The sequence below is a fragment of the Roseococcus sp. genome, from assembly GCF_965227005.1.
GTDB lineage: Bacteria > Pseudomonadota > Alphaproteobacteria > Acetobacterales > Acetobacteraceae > Roseococcus.
Window position 1 is genome coordinate 103,585 of sequence record NZ_CBDDFJ010000037.1, and the last position, 16,752, is coordinate 120,336.

Sequence of the window (16,752 nt, forward strand, 5' to 3'; positions counted from 1 at the left end):
TGGTGAAGTTGCTTGCGTGCAACGGGGACCGCCCTAGCATGCAAGGTTCCGAACCCTGGTGAGGTCCGAATGCCGGCGACTGACGATGTGAAGGCCTTCATGCCCGGTGAGCGCGCCGCCCTCGCGCCGCTCGGGACCGGCGCGCTCGACGGCCTGGCCTTCGCCGTGAAGGACCTCTTCGACGTCGCGGGCGCGGCGACCACCTATGGCAATCCCGACTGGGCGCGGACCCATCCCGTCGCGGCCGCCACGGCGCCCGTCGTGATGGAGCTGCTGGAAGCCGGCGCCCGGCTCGCGGGCAAGACCAAGACCGTCGAGCTCGCCTATGGGCTGACCGGCGAGAACGTCTGGTACGAAACCCCCCTCAATCCCAACGCCCCCGACCGGTTCCCCGGCGGTTCCTCCTGCGGCTCGGCCGCGGCGGTGGCCGGCGGGCTGGTCGACTTCGCGCTCGGCTCGGACACGGGCGGCAGCGTGCGCATTCCGGCGAGCTATTGCGGCGTCTTCGGCATCCGGCCGAGCTGGGGCGCGATCAGCCTCGCCGGCGCCTGCGGCCTGGGGCCGAGCTTCGACACCTGCGGCTGGTTCGCCCGCTCCGCCGAGGTCCTGGAGAAGGTCGGCGTGGTGCTGCTGCCAGCCGGGGGCACGCAGTTCGGCCCGATCCTCAAGGCAGAGGAGGCCTGGATCAACGCCGAGCCCGCCACGGCGCGCGCCTTGGTCCCGGCGATGAACGCGCTGGAGAAGATCGCCGGCGCGCCGATGCGCATCGAGGTCGCGCCCGAGGGCCTGCCGGTCCTCTACGAACACTTCCGCTGCATGCAGGCGCAGGAGGCCTGGGCCACCCTGGGCAGCTGGGTGGCCGCCACCACGCCGCGCTTCGGACCCGGCGTCGCGGAGCGTTTCGCCGCCGCGCGCGCGATGGATCCTGCCAAGGCCGCGGCCGGGCGGGCCTTCCGCCGGGGCTTCCGGCTGCGCATCGCGACGATGCTCGCGGGCGGGGCGGTGATGGCCTATCCCACCAGCCCCTGCGCCTCGCCGAAGCTGACCGTCAGCCTCGAAGGCCAGAATGCCGTGCGCGAGGCGACCATGGGCGTCACCGCCATCGCCGGCCTTGGCGGGCTTTGCGAGGTCAGCATTCCGGTCGCGCGGGTGGATGGCGCGCCGGTCGGGCTTTCGCTGGTCGCGGCGGCGGGGCAGGATCGGGCCTTGCTCAAACTGGCCGTGACGCTGGCCCAGGACATCGGACTCTCATGATCACCCGTGACGCCGAGGCGGGCGACTTGCCCGCCATCACCGCGATCTACGCGCACCACGTGTTGCACGGCACCGGCACCTTCGAGGAGGAGCCGCCGGACCAGGCCGAGCTCGCGGCCCGCATGGCCAAGGTGCAGGATGCCGGCTGCGCCTGGCTCGTGGCCGAGAACGAGGGCGAGATCGTCGGCTATGGCTATTTCTCCCAGATCCGCGACCGCAGCGCCTATCGCTTCACCGCCGAGGACAGCATCTATGTCCGCGACGACGTGCGCGGCATGGGCGTGGGCAAGGCGCTGGTCCAGGCCCTGCTGCACCGCGCGACGGAGCGCGGCTTCCGCCAGATGATCGCCGTGATCGGCGATAGCGACAATGTGGGCTCCATCGGGCTGCATGCCTCGTTGGGCTTCCGCAATGTCGGCGTGATGAAGGCGGTTGGCCTGAAGTTCGGCGAGTGGGTGGACGTGGTCTACATGCAGCGCTCGCTGGGCGAGGCGGAGCGCACCCTTCCGTAGGTGCTCATTGCTTCGGCGCCGCTTCCCGCGGCGGCGTCGATGCTGCAACGCAACGTCGAATTGTCGTTACGCTGCCTGGACAATCCTGTTCGATTGTTATCCCTTCGCCCGCCACGACACCGGATCGTTCCGGTGCGCGTATAATGACCGCGTCCATGAAAAATAAGCGGTTCCGCGGGAGGAACACCTCATGAGCTTGACCCGTCGCGCGATCATTCCGGCTGGCGCCGGGCTTCTCGCCTCGCCCGCCGTCATTCGCTCCGCCCTGGCGGCGCCCCGGCACACGCTGCGGATGGTCTATCCCGATACGCCCCAGCATCCCTTCATGGCGGTGGGCCGGCGCTTCGCGGAGAACGTGAAGAACAAGACCAATGGCGATGTGGAGGTGCAGGTCTTCACCACGGGCCAGCTCGGCACCCAGGTGAACATGCTCACGGGCATGCAGACGGGCATCATCGACCTCTGCGCCCATACCTCGGGCTTCATCGACACCCTCTTCCCCAAGTTCATGGTGATGGACCTGCCCTTCCTCTTCCCGGATTCGGCCTCGGCCGAGCGGGTGCTGGATGGGCCGGTGGGCCAGCAGCTTCTCTCCGAGTTCCCCACCAAGGGCATCTACGGCCTGTCCTACGGCTATTTCGGCTGGCGCGTGGTCTCCACCATCGGTCGCCCCATGCCGACGCCCGACCTGATGCGCGGCCTCAAGATCCGCGTGCAGCCCGGAGCGATCTTCGCGGCCATGTTCCGCACGCTCCAGGCGACGCCGATTCAGGTGGATATCTCGGAGGTCTATCTCGCGCTGTCGCAGCGCGCGATCGAGGCGGTCGAGACGCCGATGATCTCGCTGGAAGCGACCAAGCACGACGAGGTGGTGCGCACCGTCAATCTGACGAACCACGTCTATAACGCCTGCGCGATGATGGCGAGCAAGCGCAAGCTCGACAGCCTCGACCGCCGCTACCAGGACGCCATCCGCGCGGCCGCCCTGGAGATGACGCCCGACTGGCGCCAGACCCTCGCCACCGCCACGCAGGAGACGCAGGGCCGCCTCGCCGCCAAGGGCCTGGAGATCTCGCAGGTCGATCGCGCCGCCTATCGCGCGGCGCTGCAGCCCGTCTATGACGAGTACCGCAACATCGTCGGCGCGCCCCTGATGGACGCCGTCCTCAGCCAGGTCGCCTGAGCGCGCGCTCCGGGGAACAGACAGCATGTTCGAGACGGCCAGGCTCGCCCTGGGGATCAAACCCTCGGGCGAGGATGCGCATCACGCGCCCCTCCCACCGCTCCGCTCCGGCGCCCTGGCCGTGGGATACACCACGGCCATGGATCTGCTGGACATGGCCTGCCGCGTGCTGCTCCTGGTTCTGCTCACCGGGGAGCTCTGCCTGATCCTGGTGGAGGTGACGCAGCGCCAGCTGGTGGACCACTCCTTCCTCTGGGGCGAGGAGGTCTCGCGGCTGGTGCTGCTGACCGTCGCCTTCCTCGGCGGCGCGCTGTCCTATCGCGCGCAGAGCCACACGGCCGTTTCCTTCGTGCTGCGCGCGCTGTCGCCCGGCATGCGACGGGCGACCGAGGCCATGCTCGACCTCATGGTCCTGGCCCTCGCCATCATCTGCGGGCTGGCCTCGCTCGACCTGCTGGAGATCAACTCCTACTCGATCATGCCGATGACCGAGTGGAACCTCAGCCTCATCGTCATTCCCTTCACCACCGGCATGGTCTGCATCGGGCTCTTCGCGATCGAGCGGCTCGCGCGGCACCATTCCGGGCCGGCCATGCTCCGGGGCCTTGCGGCCCTCGTCGCGTTCTCGGCTGTCGTGATGTGGATCGGCACGCCGGATGTGCGGCCGAGCCAGGCCGTGTCCATGGTCGTCATGCTGCTGCTGTTCTTCGGCGCGATCCTGATCGGCCTGCCGGTCGCCTATGCCATGCTCTTCGGCTCGGTGCTCTTCCTGACCCTGACGGACCTCGCGCCGCTGGTGGCGGTGGCGCAGAACACCATCGACGGATCGGGCCACTTCATCCTGCTCACGCTGCCCTTCTTCATCTGGGCCGGCATGATCATGGAGAAGGGCGGCATCAGCGTGCGGCTGGTGAACTTCGCCATGACGATGGTCGGCCATTTCCGCGGCGGGCTGCTGCAGGTGGTCGTCATCACGACCTACCTCGTCTCCGGCGTCTCGGGCTCCAAGATCGCCGATGTGGTGGCGGTCGGCTCCGTCATGCGCGAGGAGCTAGAGCGCAAGGGCTATAAGATGAAGGACGGCGCGGCGGTGCTCGCCGCCTCCGCCGCCATGTCCGAGACCATTCCGCCGAGCATCGCCATGCTGGTGCTGGGCTCGGTGGTGCCGATCTCCATCGGCTCCATGTTCGTCGCGGGGCTGCTGCCGGCGGCGGTGCTGGCCTTCCTGCTGATGACGCTGATCTACATCAACGCCGTGCGCCATCCGGTCGCCTCGGTCGCGCGCGCCACGGGCGCCGAGCGGCTCTCCGCGGCGGCCGGGGCGATCCTGCCGCTGCTCATGCCGGCCATCCTGATCATCGGCATCAAGTTCGGCGTGGCCACGCCGACGGAGGTGTCCACCGTCGCGGTGCTCTACGGCATCCTGATCTCGGCCTTCGTCTATCGGTCCATCGGATTCGCGGGATTCGTGCGGATCACGATCGCCTGCGCCGTCATGTCGGGGATGGTGCTGTTCATTATCGCGGCGGCGGGCTCTTTCGCCTGGATCATGGCGGCGGGCAACCTGCCGCAATACCTCGTCGCCACGCTGCATGCCGCCGGGGACAGCAAGTACCTCTTCCTGATCGGGTCCATCCTCATCCTGATCGTCGTCGGCTCGCTGCTGGAGGGCCTGCCGGCGCTGATCATCCTGGCGCCGATCCTCTACCCGATCGCGACGCAGCTCGGCATCGACGGCGTGCATTACGCGATGGTGCTGCTGCTCGCGATGGGCGTGGGCATCTTCATGCCGCCCATCGGGATCGGCTTCCACATCTCCTGCTCGGTGATGAAGAGCACGGTGGAGGACACGTCGAGGGCCATCCTGCCCTATCTGGCGATGCTGCTGATCGGCATCCTGGTCGTGGCCTTCGTGCCCTGGTTCTCCCATGTCGTTCTGGACATGGTGGGCCGTTGAGGGATGGCGGGGCGAAAGCCCCGCAGTTGACTCTTTGTCCGGTCAAGGCGATGGGCGAGAGACAAGAATCCATCACGGAACCGCCATGTCTCTCGCTTTTGTGTTCCCCGGCCAGGGCAGCCAGGCCCATGGGATGGGGCGTGACCTCGCCGAAGCCTTCCCGATTGCCCGCGAGACCTTCCAGGAGGTCGACGACGCGCTGGGCCAGAAGCTGTCCCGGCTGATGTTCGAGGGCTCGCTGACCGAACTCACCCTCACCTCCAATGCCCAGCCGGCGCTGATGGCCGTCTCGGTCGCGCTCTGCCGGGTGCTGGCCAAGGAGGGCGGGTTCGACCTGTCGCGGCAGGTCTCGCTGGTGGCGGGGCATTCGCTCGGCGAATACAGCGCGCTGACGGCGGCCGGCGCCTTCGATCTGGCGACGGCGGCCCGGCTGCTGCGGCTGCGCGGCGACTCCATGCAGAAGGCGGTGCCGCCCGGCGAGGGCGCCATGGCCGCGCTGCTGGGCGCCGAGGCCGAGCAGGCGGCGGCGATCTGCGCGGCGTCTGAGAAGGGCGAGGAGGGCCGCGAGGTCGTCCAGGTCGCGAACGACAATGGCGGCGGCCAGGTGGTGATCTCGGGCGCCAAGGCGGCGGTCGAGCGCGCGATCGAGGCGGCGAAGGCCGCCGGCGTGAAGCGCGCCATGCTGCTGCCCGTCTCCGCCCCCTTCCATTGCGCGATGATGGCCCCGGCGGCCGATGCCATGCGCGACGCGCTGGAGAGGGCCGTGATGGCCCATCCCTCCGTGCCCGTGGTGGCCAATGTCACCGCCGCGCCGGTGAGCGATCCGGACATGATCCGCGAGCTGCTGGTGAAGCAGGTGACGGGCACCGTGCGCTGGCGCGAATGCATCGCGGCGATGGTGGCGTCGGGCTGCACGCGCTTCGTCGAGGTCGGCGCGGGCAAGGTGCTGACGGGCCTCATGAAGCGCAACGCGCCCGAGGCGGCGGCCCTGGCAGTCAACACGCCGGCCGACGTCGAGGCCTTCCTGAAGAGCCTGTGAAGACCAGCCTTCTCATCACGGAGGCGCCGACCCAGGCGGATCTCGACGTCCTGGGGCAAGGCCTGACCGGTTTCAACGAGCGGGCGACGGGCCTGCCGGGCTGGGAGCTCAGGCCCTTCGCGGCCCTCCTCCGCGACGAGGGCCGCAACACCATCGGCGGGGCGATTGGCAGTTCCTACTACGGCTGGCTGGCGATCGACCTGCTCTGGTTGCCGGAATCCCTTCGCGGGACCGGGCTGGGCCGGCAGATCATGGAACTGACGGAGAAAGAAGCGCGGGCGCGGGGCTGCACCGGCATCCGGCTCGACACTTTCTCCTTCCAGGCCCGGGGCTTCTACGAGAAGTGCGGCTTTTCGGTCTTCGGCACCTTGCCGGACCATCCGCCGGGGCATACGCGCTACTGGCTCGCGAAGCGGTTTGACTGAGGAACCCACACACATGTTCAAGCTCGACGGCAAGATTGCCCTGGTCACCGGCGCCTCCTCCGGCATCGGCATCGGCATCGCCGAGGCGCTGCACGCGCAGGGCGCCACGGTCGTGCTCACCGGCCGGCGCGAGGCGGAGCTCAAGGCCGTCGCCGAGGAGCTCGGCGAGCGCGCCTTCGTGATCCCGGCCGACCTCAATGATCCTGCCGCGCCCGCCGCGCTGGTGGAGAAGATCGAGGCCGATCACGGCCGCCTCGACATCCTCGTGAACAATGCCGGCTTCACGCGCGACATGCTGGCGCTGCGCATGGCCGACGAGGATTGGAACGCCGTGCTCGAGGTCGATCTGAACGCGCCCTTCCGTCTCGCCCGCGCCGCGCTGCGCGGGATGATGAAGCGCCGGGCGGGTCGCATCGTCTCCATCGCCTCCATCGTCGGCATCACGGGCAATGCCGGCCAGGCGAATTACGCCGCCGCCAAGGCCGGGCTGATCGGCATGAGCAAGGCCCTGGCCCAGGAGGTCGCGCCGCGCGGCGTGACCATCAACGTCGTGGCGCCGGGCTTCGTGGCGACGCCGATGACCGACAAGCTCAACGAGGCGCAGAAGGCCGGGCTGATGACGCGCATCCCGTTGAACCGCATGGGCTCGGCGCAGGACGTCGCGGCGGCCGTGACCTACCTCGCCTCGGACGAGGCCGCCTGGGTGACCGGCACGACCATCCATGTGAACGGCGGCATGCTGATGGTGTGAGCGCTCAGGCGCTCTTTTCCAGGGACTTGCGCCACTGGGCCTTCAGCGCGGCGTGCCGGGCCGGATAGCGTTCGTCCAGGAAGGTCGCCCGCTCGATCCGGTCGGTGCGGAAGTGGCGGAAGCCTTCCCGCAATTCGCACCAGGCGACGACGAGTCGCGTCGCGTCCAGGTATCCGATGGCGATGGGCCAGACCGTCCGCTCGCTGACGCGCCCCTGCTCGTCGGCATAGCGCAGATCCACCTTGCGCCCGCCCCGGATCGCCTGGCGCAGCGCGGCCATGTCGATCCGGTCCTGCGCGTTCCGCCAGGCGGGCGTGGCCAGCAGGCCCGGCTCCAGCACCATCGGGCGCAGCCGCTCGGGGACCGTCGCGGCGATCTTGGCCATCAGGTCGCGCGCCGCCGTGGCCAAGGCGGGATCGCCCCGGCTCGCCACCCAGCTGGCGCCCAGCACCGCCGCCTCCACCTCGTCGGCTGTCAGCATGAGCGGCGGCAGGTCGAAGCCGCCGTCGAGCACATAGCCGATGCCGGCCTCGCCACGGATGGGCACGCGCTGGCCGATCAGCACCGCGATGTCGCGATAGACGGACCGCCGGGAGGTCTCGAGCTCGGCCGCGATGGCCTCGGCGGTCATGGGCGCGCGCTGGCGGCGGCGGAGGATCTGGATGATCTGGAAGAGTCGGTCGGCTTTACGCATGGGCATCGTCTCGCACATCGCTGCTGACAGCAGGGTGGCAGCAGCCTTCCCCTATCACATCGCCTCCACCCAGGAGGACGCGATGATCATTCTCTACGGCGCCGGACCCGGCTTCGGCCTTCCGGATGCCAGCCCCTACAGCATGAAGACGGCCGTACAGCTGCGCATGGCGGGGCTGGATTTCCTGGTCCGGCCCGCCTCTCCGGCGCAATCGCCCAAGGGCCAGCTGCCCTTCATCGACGACGACGGCGAGCTGGTGGCCGACTCCACCTTCATCCGCCTGCACCTCGAATGGAAATACGGCTTCGACCTCGATGCCGCGCTGGACGCCCGCCAGAGGGCCGAGGCCTGGGCGATCGAGCGCATGGTGGAGAACCACTTCGGATGGACGGCCGCCTGGCCGCGCTATTTCCTGGACAGGAACCTGGCCCATGGCGCGGCGCGATTCCTTGAAGGCGTACCCCAGGCGCGGCGGGCGGCGATGATCGAAGCGCTGCGGAGCCGGGTCGCCGCCGATTTTCGCGCGGTCGGCCTCGAGGGCCACGAGCCGGACGAGATCGAGTGGCTCGGCACGCGCTCGCTGCAAAGCCTCTCCGCCATCCTGGGGGACAAGGCCTATCTGATGGGCGACCGGCCCTCGGGCGTGGATGCCATCGCCTTCGCGCAGCTCGCCGCGCTGCTGACGCCGGAATTCGACTCGCCGTTGCGGCTGGCGGCGGAAGGTATGCTCAACCTCGCCGACTACACGGATCGGATGATGGCGCGCTTCTATCCCGACTTCGTGTGGAGCCGGTCGGGTATCCTCGAGCCCGCCTGAGGCGAGGCCTGCCTCAGCCTTCCTCCACCTCCACGTGCCGGATCTGGCGGATCAGCGCCCGGGTGGCCGGCGCCGACTCGCCCCGGCGGAAGGCGGCCGCGATATCGGCCAGGATCGGCGCGCCGCGTAGGGGCCTGTAGTTCACGCCGGGCAGGTTCAGCGTTCGGCGCAGGCTGTCCGGCACCACGGCGACGCCCATGCCCAGGCCCACCAGCGTCGCCACCGCGATCAGGTCCCGCGCGCGATGGGTCATGCGCGGGACGAAGCCGCCGCGCTGGGCCACGGCCAGAGTGTGGTGCTGGAAGCTGGTGCTGGCCCCCTGGTCGGGGATGATGAAGGCCTCGCCGGCCAGGGCCGCGGCGGGGACGCTTTCCTCCTCGGCCAGGGCGTGGCCGGGGGGCAGGGCGATCAGCAGCGGCTCGCGGTGCAGCCGGGCCGTCACGATGCCCGGCGGGGCGATCACCGGGGCGCGCACGAAGCCGATATCGAGGCGGCCCTCGGCCAGAGCCTCGATCTGCGCGCCGGATTCCATCTCATGGAGATGCAGCTCCACCTGCGGGTGCTCCCGCCGCCAGGCGGCCACCGTCTGGGCCAGGACGCCCGAGAAGGCCGCGCTGGGGGCGAAGCCGATCTCGATGATGCCCCGGTCGCCGCGCCCCGCCTGGCGCGCGACGCGCATGGCGCGCTCCAGCTGGTCCAGCGCCGGCCGCAGCTCCTCCAGAAAGAGCCGCCCCGCATCGCTCAGCGAGACCGACCGCTTGGTGCGCTGGAAGAGCCGCGCGCCCAGCTGGCGCTCCAGCTCCTGGACCTGTTCGGTCAGCGAGGGCGGCGAGATGCCCAGGATCTCCGCCGCGCGCGCGAAATGCAGCGTCTCCGAGACGGTGAGGAAGGCGCGGAGGTGACGAAGTTCCAAGGTCAGTCCCATCGATCATTCGTCCCAGCCTAATTGTTTTGCGTCGCAACATGAATGACTTTGTCAGCACGCATGACCTAATTTTGCTCATGCGGTCGCACAGATGGCCAAGTCTGCCCAGGGAGCCGGCGTCCAGCCTATTTAAGGACCAGTCTCGCCATGAGCAGCTCCGTCGCCGACGTCCGCACCCTGCCGGCTCCGCCGAAGGCCGCGACGCCGCATATCGAGCGCGGCACCGCCGAATTCTTCCGCATGAGCGTCGCGCTGTTCTGCGCCGGCCTCGCGACCTTCACCCTGCTCTACTGCCCCCAGCCGCTGATGCCGGTCTTCTCGCGCGAATTCGGGGTGAGCGCGGCGGCCGCCAGCCTCTCCATCTCGCTGCCCTCCATCGCTTTGGCCTTCGGCACGCTGGTCGCCAGCTCCCTGTCCGAGAGCTTCGGGCGCAAGCCGCTGATGGTGGGGGCGGTTTTCGGCTCGGCCGGGCTGACCCTGCTCTCCGCCTTCGCGCCGAACTGGGAGAGCTTCCTCGTCCTGCGCACCCTGCAGGGCCTGGTCCTGGCCGGGCTGCCGGCGGCGGCCGTGGCCTATCTGGCCGAGGAGGTGCATCCGCGCTCGATCGGCCTCGCCGTGGGCCTTTACATCAGCGGGAATGCGATGGGCGGCATGCTTGGGCGCGTCGGCACGGGCATCCTCAGCGACATCAGCTCCTGGCATGTCGCGATGGGGGCCATGGGCCTCTTCGGCCTGCTGACGGCCCTGGTCTTCGTGATGAATCTGCGCCCCTCGCGCCACTTCCGGCCGCGCCCGCTGAAGCTCGCGAGCCTGGCGCAGAGCTTCGTCGTCCATCTGCGCGAACCGGGCCTGCGGGTGCTCTTCCTGATGGGCGCGATGCTGATGGGCGGCTTCGTCACCGTCTACAACTACATCGGCTACCACTTGCTGGCGGATTACGGGCTGAGCCAGGCCTGGGTGGGCATGGTCTTCACGGTCTATCTGGTGGGCATCGTCGCCTCGACCTTCATCGGTTCGCTGGCCGACCGGATCGGGCGGGCGAAAATCTTCTGGATCAACATGGTGGTGATCCTGCTGGGCCTCGCCGTCTCGCTGCTGCCCTCGGTCGCGGGTTCGGTGGCGGGGCTGGCGATCGTCACCTTGGGGTTCTTCGGCGCGCATGCCATCGCCAGCGCCTGGGTGGGGCGCCGCGCCCTGACGGCCAAGGCGCAGGCCTCCGCGCTCTATCTCTTCGCCTGCTATGGCGGTTCGAGCGTGATCGGCACGATCGGCGGCTGGCTGCTGACGGCTTATGGCTGGCCGGGCGTCGTCGCGCTGGTGGCCGGCTGCATGGTCGTCGGGCTGGTGGCGGCGCTGTGGCTGGCGCGGCTGAAGCCCCTGGCGCAGCCGGTCGCGTGAGCCTGCTCAGCCCGGGATCTCGCGCTTCAGGACGCCTTCCAGCCAGTCGGTAAAGACCTGGAGCCGGCGGGACAGATGCCGGCGGTGCGGATAGAGCAGCGTCATGGGCAAAGGCGCGGCGCGATGGTCGGGCATGATCTCGACGAGCGCGCCGGCCGCCAGCTGCGTCGCCACGTCATAGGCGGGAATCTGGATGAGGCCGAGGCCGGCCAGGCAGCAGGCGATATAGGCCTCCGCGCTGTCGACCGTGACCCTGCCCTTGAGCGGAACTCTCCGCACCTCGCCTGCCTCGATCCATTCCCAGTCCTCGACGCGTCCGCTGGAGGGCGAGGCATAGTTGACCGCCAGATGCGCGCCGAGATCGGCCGGCGAGCGGGGCGTTCCGTGCCGGGCGAGATAGTCCGGGCTCGCCACATTGATGAGCGCCAGATCGCCGATGGAGCGGGCGATCAGCGCGGAGGGGCTGAGCGGCCCGACGCGCAGGACGCAGTCGATGCGGTCCTCGGCCAGCTTCGCTGACCGATCGCTGACGCCGAGATCGAGGTCGATCTGAGGGTAGAGGGCCAGGAACTCCGGCAGGGCCGGCGCGATGATCAGCCGGCCGATGCGGCCGGGCACGTCGATGCGAAGCCGCCCCGCCGGCCGCCCGCCACCCTGGCGGAACAGGCCTTCGGCCTCCTCGACATCGGCGATCAGCCGCAGGCAGCTTTCGTAGAACACCTCGCCGTCGAGCGTCGGGGCGACCTTGCGCGTCGTGCGGTGCAGCAGCCGGACGCCCAGCCGCGCCTCGAGGAGGCCGATCGCGGCGGAGATGGTGGAGCGCGGCAGGCCGAGGCTGTCGGCCGCCTTGGTGAAGCTGGCGTATTCGACGACGCGCGCGAAGGCGCGGAAGAGATCGATCCGGTCCATTGTTCGAAATCTCTGACAAGTGATGGCAGAATGGCCAGCTTTATCTGAACATGCCGGACGATATCCTCCCTTCGGAGTGGCGGCGCGTCGCGGCCATGCAATTCAGGGAAGCCGCCGCCATGACCGATCACAGCATCAAGGGAAAAGTCGTTCTCGTCGCGGGCGGGGCGAAGAACCTGGGCGGGCTGATCGCGCGCGATCTGGCCCGGCATGGCGCGAAGGCGGTCGCGATCCACTACAACTCGGCGGCGAGCGGTTCGGCAGCCGAGGAGACAGTGGCGGCGATCAAGGCGGCCGGCGCGCAGGCGATCGCCTTGCAGGCCGACCTGACCACGGCGGGTGCGGTGGAGAAGGTCTTCGCCGAGGCCATCGCCGCCTTCGGCCGTCCCGACATCGCCATCAACACGGTCGGCAAGGTGCTGAAGAAGCCCCTCGTCGAGATCACCGAGGCCGAATACGACGAGATGACCGCCGTCAATTCCAAGGCCGCCTTCTTCTTCCTTAAGGAGGCCGGGAGGCATCTCAACGACAACGGCAAGATCTGCACGCTCGTCACCTCGCTGCTCGGCGCCTACACCCCGTTCTATGCGGCCTATGCCGGCACCAAGGCACCGGTCGAGCACTTCACGCGCGCGGCCTCCAAGGAGTTCGGCGAGCGCGGGATTTCGGTGACGGCCATCGGCCCCGGCCCGATGGACACGCCCTTCTTCTACCCGGCCGAGGGCGCGGAGGCCGTGGCCTATCACAGGACGGCGGCGGCGCTGTCGAAGTTCTCGAAGACGGGGCTGACGGATATCGAGGACATCGTCCCCCATATCCGCTTCCTCGTCTCCGAGGGCTGGTGGATGACGGGTCAGACGATCCTCGTGAACGGCGGCTACACCACCAAGTGAATCAGAGGGCCGCCAGGACCCCGGCGGCCATGACCATCTGAACGAGGTTCACGATCACCGAGAGGCGATGCAGCCTCTTGAACGTCGCCTGGTCGCCCGCCTCATCGGCCGCGCGGATGCGCAGCATCACGCCCTGCCGCATCCAGACCGCGAGCAAAGCGCAGGCCGCCATCACCGCCGCCGCCTGGCCGTCGCGTGGCAGCAGGGCCAAAGCGGCGATGGCCGAGGTCGCGAACACCCACAGGTAATAGATCGGGAAGACGCCGCGGATGTAGTGCCGCGCCTGCTCCCTCTCCAGCCGGCGGAAGGCGACGGGCGTCGTCACGGCGGCGAAGAACACCATACCTCCGAGCAGGAGGGCGAGGGCGTAGAGCGCGACGAGGGCAGGGGCGTTTTGCATCCGCGCATTGAAACGCAAAAGGCGCGCACCCCGCCAGGGATGCGCGCCTTTCTTGTCAGCCCAAAAAGCTCAGTAGCGGTAGGCTTCGGCCTTGAAGGGGCCTTCCGTCGGCACGCCGATGTAGCTCGCCTGATCCGGACGCAGCTTGGTGAGCTTCGCGCCGACCTTCTCGAGGTGCAGCATCGCCACCTTCTCGTCGAGGTGCTTCGGCAGCACGAACACGTCGTTCTTGTACTTGCCCGGGTTCGTCCAGAGGTCGATCTGCGCGAGCGTCTGGTTGGTGAAGGACGCGGACATCACGAAGGACGGGTGGCCCGTCGCATTGCCCAGGTTCACCAGACGGCCCTCGGAGAGCAGGATGATGCGCTTGCCGTCGGGGAACTCGATCTCGTCCACCTGGGGCTTCACGTTGTCCCACTTCAGGTTGCGCAGCGACGCGACCTGAATCTCGCTGTCGAAGTGGCCGATGTTGCAGACGATGGCGCGGTGCTTCATCGCGCGCATGTGGTCGGCGGTGATGACATCGACGTTGCCGGTGGCGGTGACGAAGATGTCGGCCTTGCCGGCCATGTCGTCGAGCGTGACGACCTCATAGCCTTCCATCGCGGCCTGGAGCGCGCAGATCGGGTCGATCTCCGTCACCATCACGCGGCAGCCGGCGTTGCGAAGCGAGGCGGCCGAGCCCTTGCCCACGTCGCCGTAGCCCGCGACCAGCGCGACCTTGCCGGACATCATGACGTCCGTGCCGCGGCGGATGGCGTCCACCAGCGACTCGCGGCAGCCGTAGAGGTTGTCGAACTTCGACTTGGTGACGCTGTCGTTCACGTTGATCGCGGGGAAGAGCAGCTTGCCCTCCTTCGCCATCACGTAGAGGCGGTGCACGCCCGTCGTCGTCTCTTCCGACACGCCCTTGATGGAGGCGGCGAGCTTGGCGAACCAGCCCGGCTTCTCCGTCAGCAGCTTCTTGATGAGCGCGAAGAAGACGGTCTCTTCCTCGTTGGTCGCGCCATCCAGGAAGGCCACGTCGCCCTTTTCGGCGCGCAGGCCGTAATGGACGAGCAGGGTCATGTCGCCGCCGTCGTCGAGCAGCATGTTCGGCTCGCCGCCGTCCGCCCACTCGAGCGTCTTCTGCACGTAGGACCAGTATTCCGGCAGGGTCTCGCCCTTCACGGCGAAGACCGGCGTGCCGGTGGCGGCGATGGCCGCCGCGGCGTGGTCCTGCGTCGAGAAGATGTTGCACGACGACCAGCGGACATCGGCGCCGAGAGACTTCAGCGTCTCGATCAGCACGGCGGTCTGGATGGTCATGTGCAGGCAGCCGGCGATGCGCGCGCCCTTGAGCGGCTGCGACGTGCCGTATTCCGCGCGCGTGGACATCAGGCCGGGCATCTCGTCCTCGGCCATGTTGATCTCCTTGCGGCCCCAATCGGCGAGCGAGAGATCCTTGACGATGTAGTCAGCCATGCGCGCGTATCCTTGATGCAGGTCCTGGTGCGCGCCGCCCTAGCATGCCCGGCCCAGCGTGACCAGAGGCATAAGCATGTCTTTATGTGATAGGCCGCGCCTGCGTCACCGCGCGTCGCGGGCCGGGGTCGAGGGATACGGGTCATGCCGGGGCACATGCCGGCTCCTTCGCGAGGAGGGCATCTTTGGCCCCCGCAAGCGGGAGCGCGGCGCCGTCGAAGCGGTTAGCCCGTCTGCTTCCAGGCGGTCAGTTTCCGATAGATCGTGCTTGGATTGATCTCCAGCAGCGCCGCCGCGCGCGGCACATCCTGCCCGGTGTGCTCCAGCGCCTGGAGGATCATCCGCTTCTCCGTGACCGTCAGCGGTTCGATGCGCGAGGTCAGCGCCTCCATCGTCGCGCGCTGGGGCGGGTTGGGCGCGGCTTCCGCGACGGCCTGGTGCAGCAGCAGCACCGGCAGCATCTCGCGGGTGACCTGCGGGCCGTCATGCAGCACCACCGCATTGCGCAGCACGTTCTGCAGCTGGCGCACATTGCCCGGCCAGGGATAGGCGCGGATCGCCCCCTCGGCCTGCGCGTCGAAGCCGGTGAAGGCCTTGCCCTCCTCGCGGGCGTAGAGGGCGAGCAGGTGGCGCGCCACCAGCACCACGTCCTCGCCGCGCAGGCGCAGCGGCGGCAGTTCGATCGGCACGACGTAGATGCGGTAATAGAGGTCCTCGCGGAAGCGGCCCGCCTGCACCTCGGCGAGGATGTCGCGATGCGTGGCGCAGACGAGGCGCACATCCACTTTCTCGGCCTTCGTGCCGCCCAGCGGCGTCACCACGCCGGTCTGCACGAAGCGCAGCAGCTTCACCTGCATCTCGGCGGGCATCTCGCCGATCTCATCGAGGAAGAGCGTGCCGCCGTCCGCCGCGCGCGCCGCGCCGAGGCGGTTGTCGGTCGCGCCCGTGAAGGCGCCCTTCACATGGCCGAAGAGCTCGCTCTCCAGCAGGTCGCGCGGGATGGCGCCGCAATTGAGCGCGATGAAGGGCTTGCCCGCCCGCGGCGAGGCCTGGTGCAGCGCCTCGGCGGCGAGCTCCTTGCCGGTGCCGCTCTCGCCGGTCACGAAGACGGTGGCGCGGGAGGGGGCGACGCTCTCGACGGTCCGGTAGATGGCCTGCATCGGCGGCGAGGCCCCGATGAAGCCGTGGAACCGCCCGCGCCCCAGCTGCGATTTCGCGACGTCCAGCTGCTGGCGCAGTTCCCGCTTCTCCAGCGCATTGTCGAGGGTCACGTGCAGGCGGGCGGCGGAATAGGGCTTGAGGACGAAGTCCGAGGCGCCCTCCTGCATGGCCTCGACCGCCGTCTTCACCGAGCCGTGGGCCGTCAGCACGATCATCGCGGCTTCGACCTGGGCGGCCCGCAGCCGCCGCATGAGCTCGATGCCGGAGAAATCGGGCAACAGAAGGTCGATCAGGATGGCGTCCGGCCGCCACTCCAAGGCGAGGGTCAGCGCGGCGCCGGCGGTCTCCGCGTGGCGGATCTCATGCCCGCTATCGCGGAGCATGGCCTTGGCGATCTCGGCCTGGGTGGGCGTATCCTCGACGAGAAGGATGCGCGCCCGCATTTCAATGGATCAGGGCGTGCAAGGCCTCGAGGGCGCCCTTTGCCTCGGCCACCAGGCGCGGCAGGACGGTGACGGCGGCCTCGGGCTGCCGGTGGTCCATGGCGATGCGCGCCTCGCGCTCCAGCCCCAGGGCGCCGACCGCCGCGGAGGCGCCGGCGAGGCTATGGGCCGCGCGCTCGTAGCCGTCCTGGTTGCCGGCCGCATAGGCGTCCTGCAGCTCCTGCAACAGGCGCGTCATATCCTCCTCGAAGGTCGCGATAATGGTGCGGAACACGTCGGGCGGCAGGTCTTCGGCCAACTGGCCGGCGACGGTGGGATCGAGGGCGCTCATGCTTCTGCATGACTTGCATTCCACCATACGCCCGTCAACAGCTAGGATTGCGGTTGGGATGCCGGGTCCATCCGGCGATGGTTGACGCCGGCCCGCGGACGGGATTACCCATCATGTGTCCTCGCGATTTGTCCGGCCAGCTTGCGGCGAGGTCCCAACCGGGTCGTCTTCCCTGACAGAAATGGATGGGGGACGG

General features: G+C 68.8%; 17 protein-coding genes. 10 read left to right on the forward strand and 7 right to left on the reverse strand.

The window, feature by feature from the left end; genetic code table 11:
- The first annotated feature begins 69 nt into the window (after window positions 1–69).
- From ACO057_RS20205 to fabG, 7 genes are all read left to right on the forward strand, one after another.
- Window positions 70–1,254 carry an amidase gene (locus ACO057_RS20205; protein ID WP_421994833.1) on the forward strand — a complete coding sequence of 395 codons (1,185 nt, stop codon included), beginning with the start codon at window positions 70–72 and terminating at the stop codon, window positions 1,252–1,254.
- Window positions 1,251–1,766, forward strand: coding sequence for a GNAT family N-acetyltransferase (locus ACO057_RS20210; protein WP_421994835.1), 516 nt, complete (start codon window positions 1,251–1,253; stop codon window positions 1,764–1,766). Before ACO057_RS20205 ends, ACO057_RS20210 begins: the two co-directional genes overlap by 4 nt.
- Window positions 1,767–1,956: 190 nt before the next feature.
- Window positions 1,957–2,949, forward strand: coding sequence for a TRAP transporter substrate-binding protein (locus ACO057_RS20215; RefSeq protein WP_421994837.1), 993 nt, complete (start codon window positions 1,957–1,959; stop codon window positions 2,947–2,949).
- Between the two features lie 25 nt (window positions 2,950–2,974).
- The gene (locus tag ACO057_RS20220; protein ID WP_421994839.1) at window positions 2,975–4,906 is read left to right on the forward strand and encodes a TRAP transporter large permease subunit; all 1,932 of its coding nucleotides are present in this window, start codon (window positions 2,975–2,977) and stop codon (window positions 4,904–4,906) included.
- Between the two features lie 85 nt (window positions 4,907–4,991).
- Window positions 4,992–5,945 (forward strand): ACP S-malonyltransferase, encoded by a 954-nt coding sequence (gene fabD / locus ACO057_RS20225; RefSeq protein ID WP_421994841.1) that lies wholly within the window; start codon window positions 4,992–4,994, stop codon window positions 5,943–5,945.
- Window positions 5,942–6,370 (forward strand): GNAT family N-acetyltransferase, encoded by a 429-nt coding sequence (locus ACO057_RS20230; protein ID WP_421994843.1) that lies wholly within the window; start codon window positions 5,942–5,944, stop codon window positions 6,368–6,370. The genes fabD and ACO057_RS20230 overlap by 4 nt, the downstream gene beginning before the upstream one ends.
- 13 nt (window positions 6,371–6,383) lie before the next feature.
- Window positions 6,384–7,121 (forward strand): 3-oxoacyl-[acyl-carrier-protein] reductase, encoded by a 738-nt coding sequence (fabG, locus tag ACO057_RS20235; protein WP_421994845.1) that lies wholly within the window; start codon window positions 6,384–6,386, stop codon window positions 7,119–7,121.
- A gap of 4 nt (window positions 7,122–7,125) precedes the next feature.
- Here the strand turns inward: fabG and ACO057_RS20240 are convergent, their stop codons facing one another.
- Entirely contained in the window at window positions 7,126–7,815 is a 690-nt protein-coding gene (locus ACO057_RS20240) for a helix-turn-helix transcriptional regulator (protein WP_421994847.1), read from the reverse strand.
- Between ACO057_RS20240 and ACO057_RS20245 the strand changes: the two genes are divergently transcribed.
- Window positions 7,814–8,632, forward strand: coding sequence for a glutathione S-transferase family protein (locus tag ACO057_RS20245; RefSeq protein WP_421994849.1), 819 nt, complete (start codon window positions 7,814–7,816; stop codon window positions 8,630–8,632). The genes ACO057_RS20240 and ACO057_RS20245 overlap by 2 nt on opposite strands.
- Window positions 8,633–8,645: 13 nt before the next feature.
- Here the strand turns inward: ACO057_RS20245 and ACO057_RS20250 are convergent, their stop codons facing one another.
- Window positions 8,646–9,545 carry a LysR substrate-binding domain-containing protein gene (locus ACO057_RS20250; RefSeq protein ID WP_421994851.1) on the reverse strand — a complete coding sequence of 300 codons (900 nt, stop codon included), beginning with the start codon at window positions 9,543–9,545 and terminating at the stop codon, window positions 8,646–8,648.
- Window positions 9,546–9,704: 159 nt separating this feature from the next.
- On the opposite strand from ACO057_RS20250, the gene ACO057_RS20255 reads away from it, so the two are divergent.
- Window positions 9,705–10,955, forward strand: a complete 1,251-nt coding sequence (locus tag ACO057_RS20255; protein WP_421994853.1) for an MFS transporter — start codon at window positions 9,705–9,707, stop codon at window positions 10,953–10,955.
- Between the two features lie 6 nt (window positions 10,956–10,961).
- Here the strand turns inward: ACO057_RS20255 and ACO057_RS20260 are convergent, their stop codons facing one another.
- Window positions 10,962–11,864 carry a LysR substrate-binding domain-containing protein gene (locus ACO057_RS20260; RefSeq protein ID WP_421994855.1) on the reverse strand — a complete coding sequence of 301 codons (903 nt, stop codon included), beginning with the start codon at window positions 11,862–11,864 and terminating at the stop codon, window positions 10,962–10,964.
- 119 nt (window positions 11,865–11,983) lie between these two features.
- On the opposite strand from ACO057_RS20260, the gene ACO057_RS20265 reads away from it, so the two are divergent.
- On the forward strand, window positions 11,984–12,757 hold the full coding sequence (locus ACO057_RS20265) for an SDR family oxidoreductase (RefSeq protein WP_421994857.1): 774 nt from the start codon (window positions 11,984–11,986) through the stop codon (window positions 12,755–12,757).
- Between the two features lies 1 nt (window position 12,758).
- Here ACO057_RS20265 and ACO057_RS20270 read toward each other — a convergent pair whose 3' ends face one another.
- The 4 genes from ACO057_RS20270 to ACO057_RS20285 all read right to left on the reverse strand — a co-directional run bounded on the left by ACO057_RS20270 (window position 12,759) and on the right by ACO057_RS20285 (window position 16,556).
- Complete coding sequence (locus ACO057_RS20270) at window positions 12,759–13,157, reverse strand: DUF4149 domain-containing protein (protein ID WP_421994859.1); 399 nt, start codon at window positions 13,155–13,157, stop codon at window positions 12,759–12,761.
- Between the two features lie 69 nt (window positions 13,158–13,226).
- On the reverse strand, window positions 13,227–14,621 hold the full coding sequence (gene ahcY / locus ACO057_RS20275; RefSeq protein WP_421994861.1) for an adenosylhomocysteinase: 1,395 nt from the start codon (window positions 14,619–14,621) through the stop codon (window positions 13,227–13,229).
- A gap of 224 nt (window positions 14,622–14,845) precedes the next feature.
- Window positions 14,846–16,225 (reverse strand): sigma-54-dependent transcriptional regulator, encoded by a 1,380-nt coding sequence (locus ACO057_RS20280; RefSeq protein ID WP_421994863.1) that lies wholly within the window; start codon window positions 16,223–16,225, stop codon window positions 14,846–14,848.
- A 1-nt stretch (window position 16,226) separates the two neighbouring features.
- A complete protein-coding gene (locus tag ACO057_RS20285) occupies window positions 16,227–16,556 on the reverse strand; it encodes an Hpt domain-containing protein (RefSeq protein ID WP_421994865.1) in 330 nt (109 codons plus the stop codon).
- Window positions 16,557–16,752: the final 196 nt, after the last annotated feature.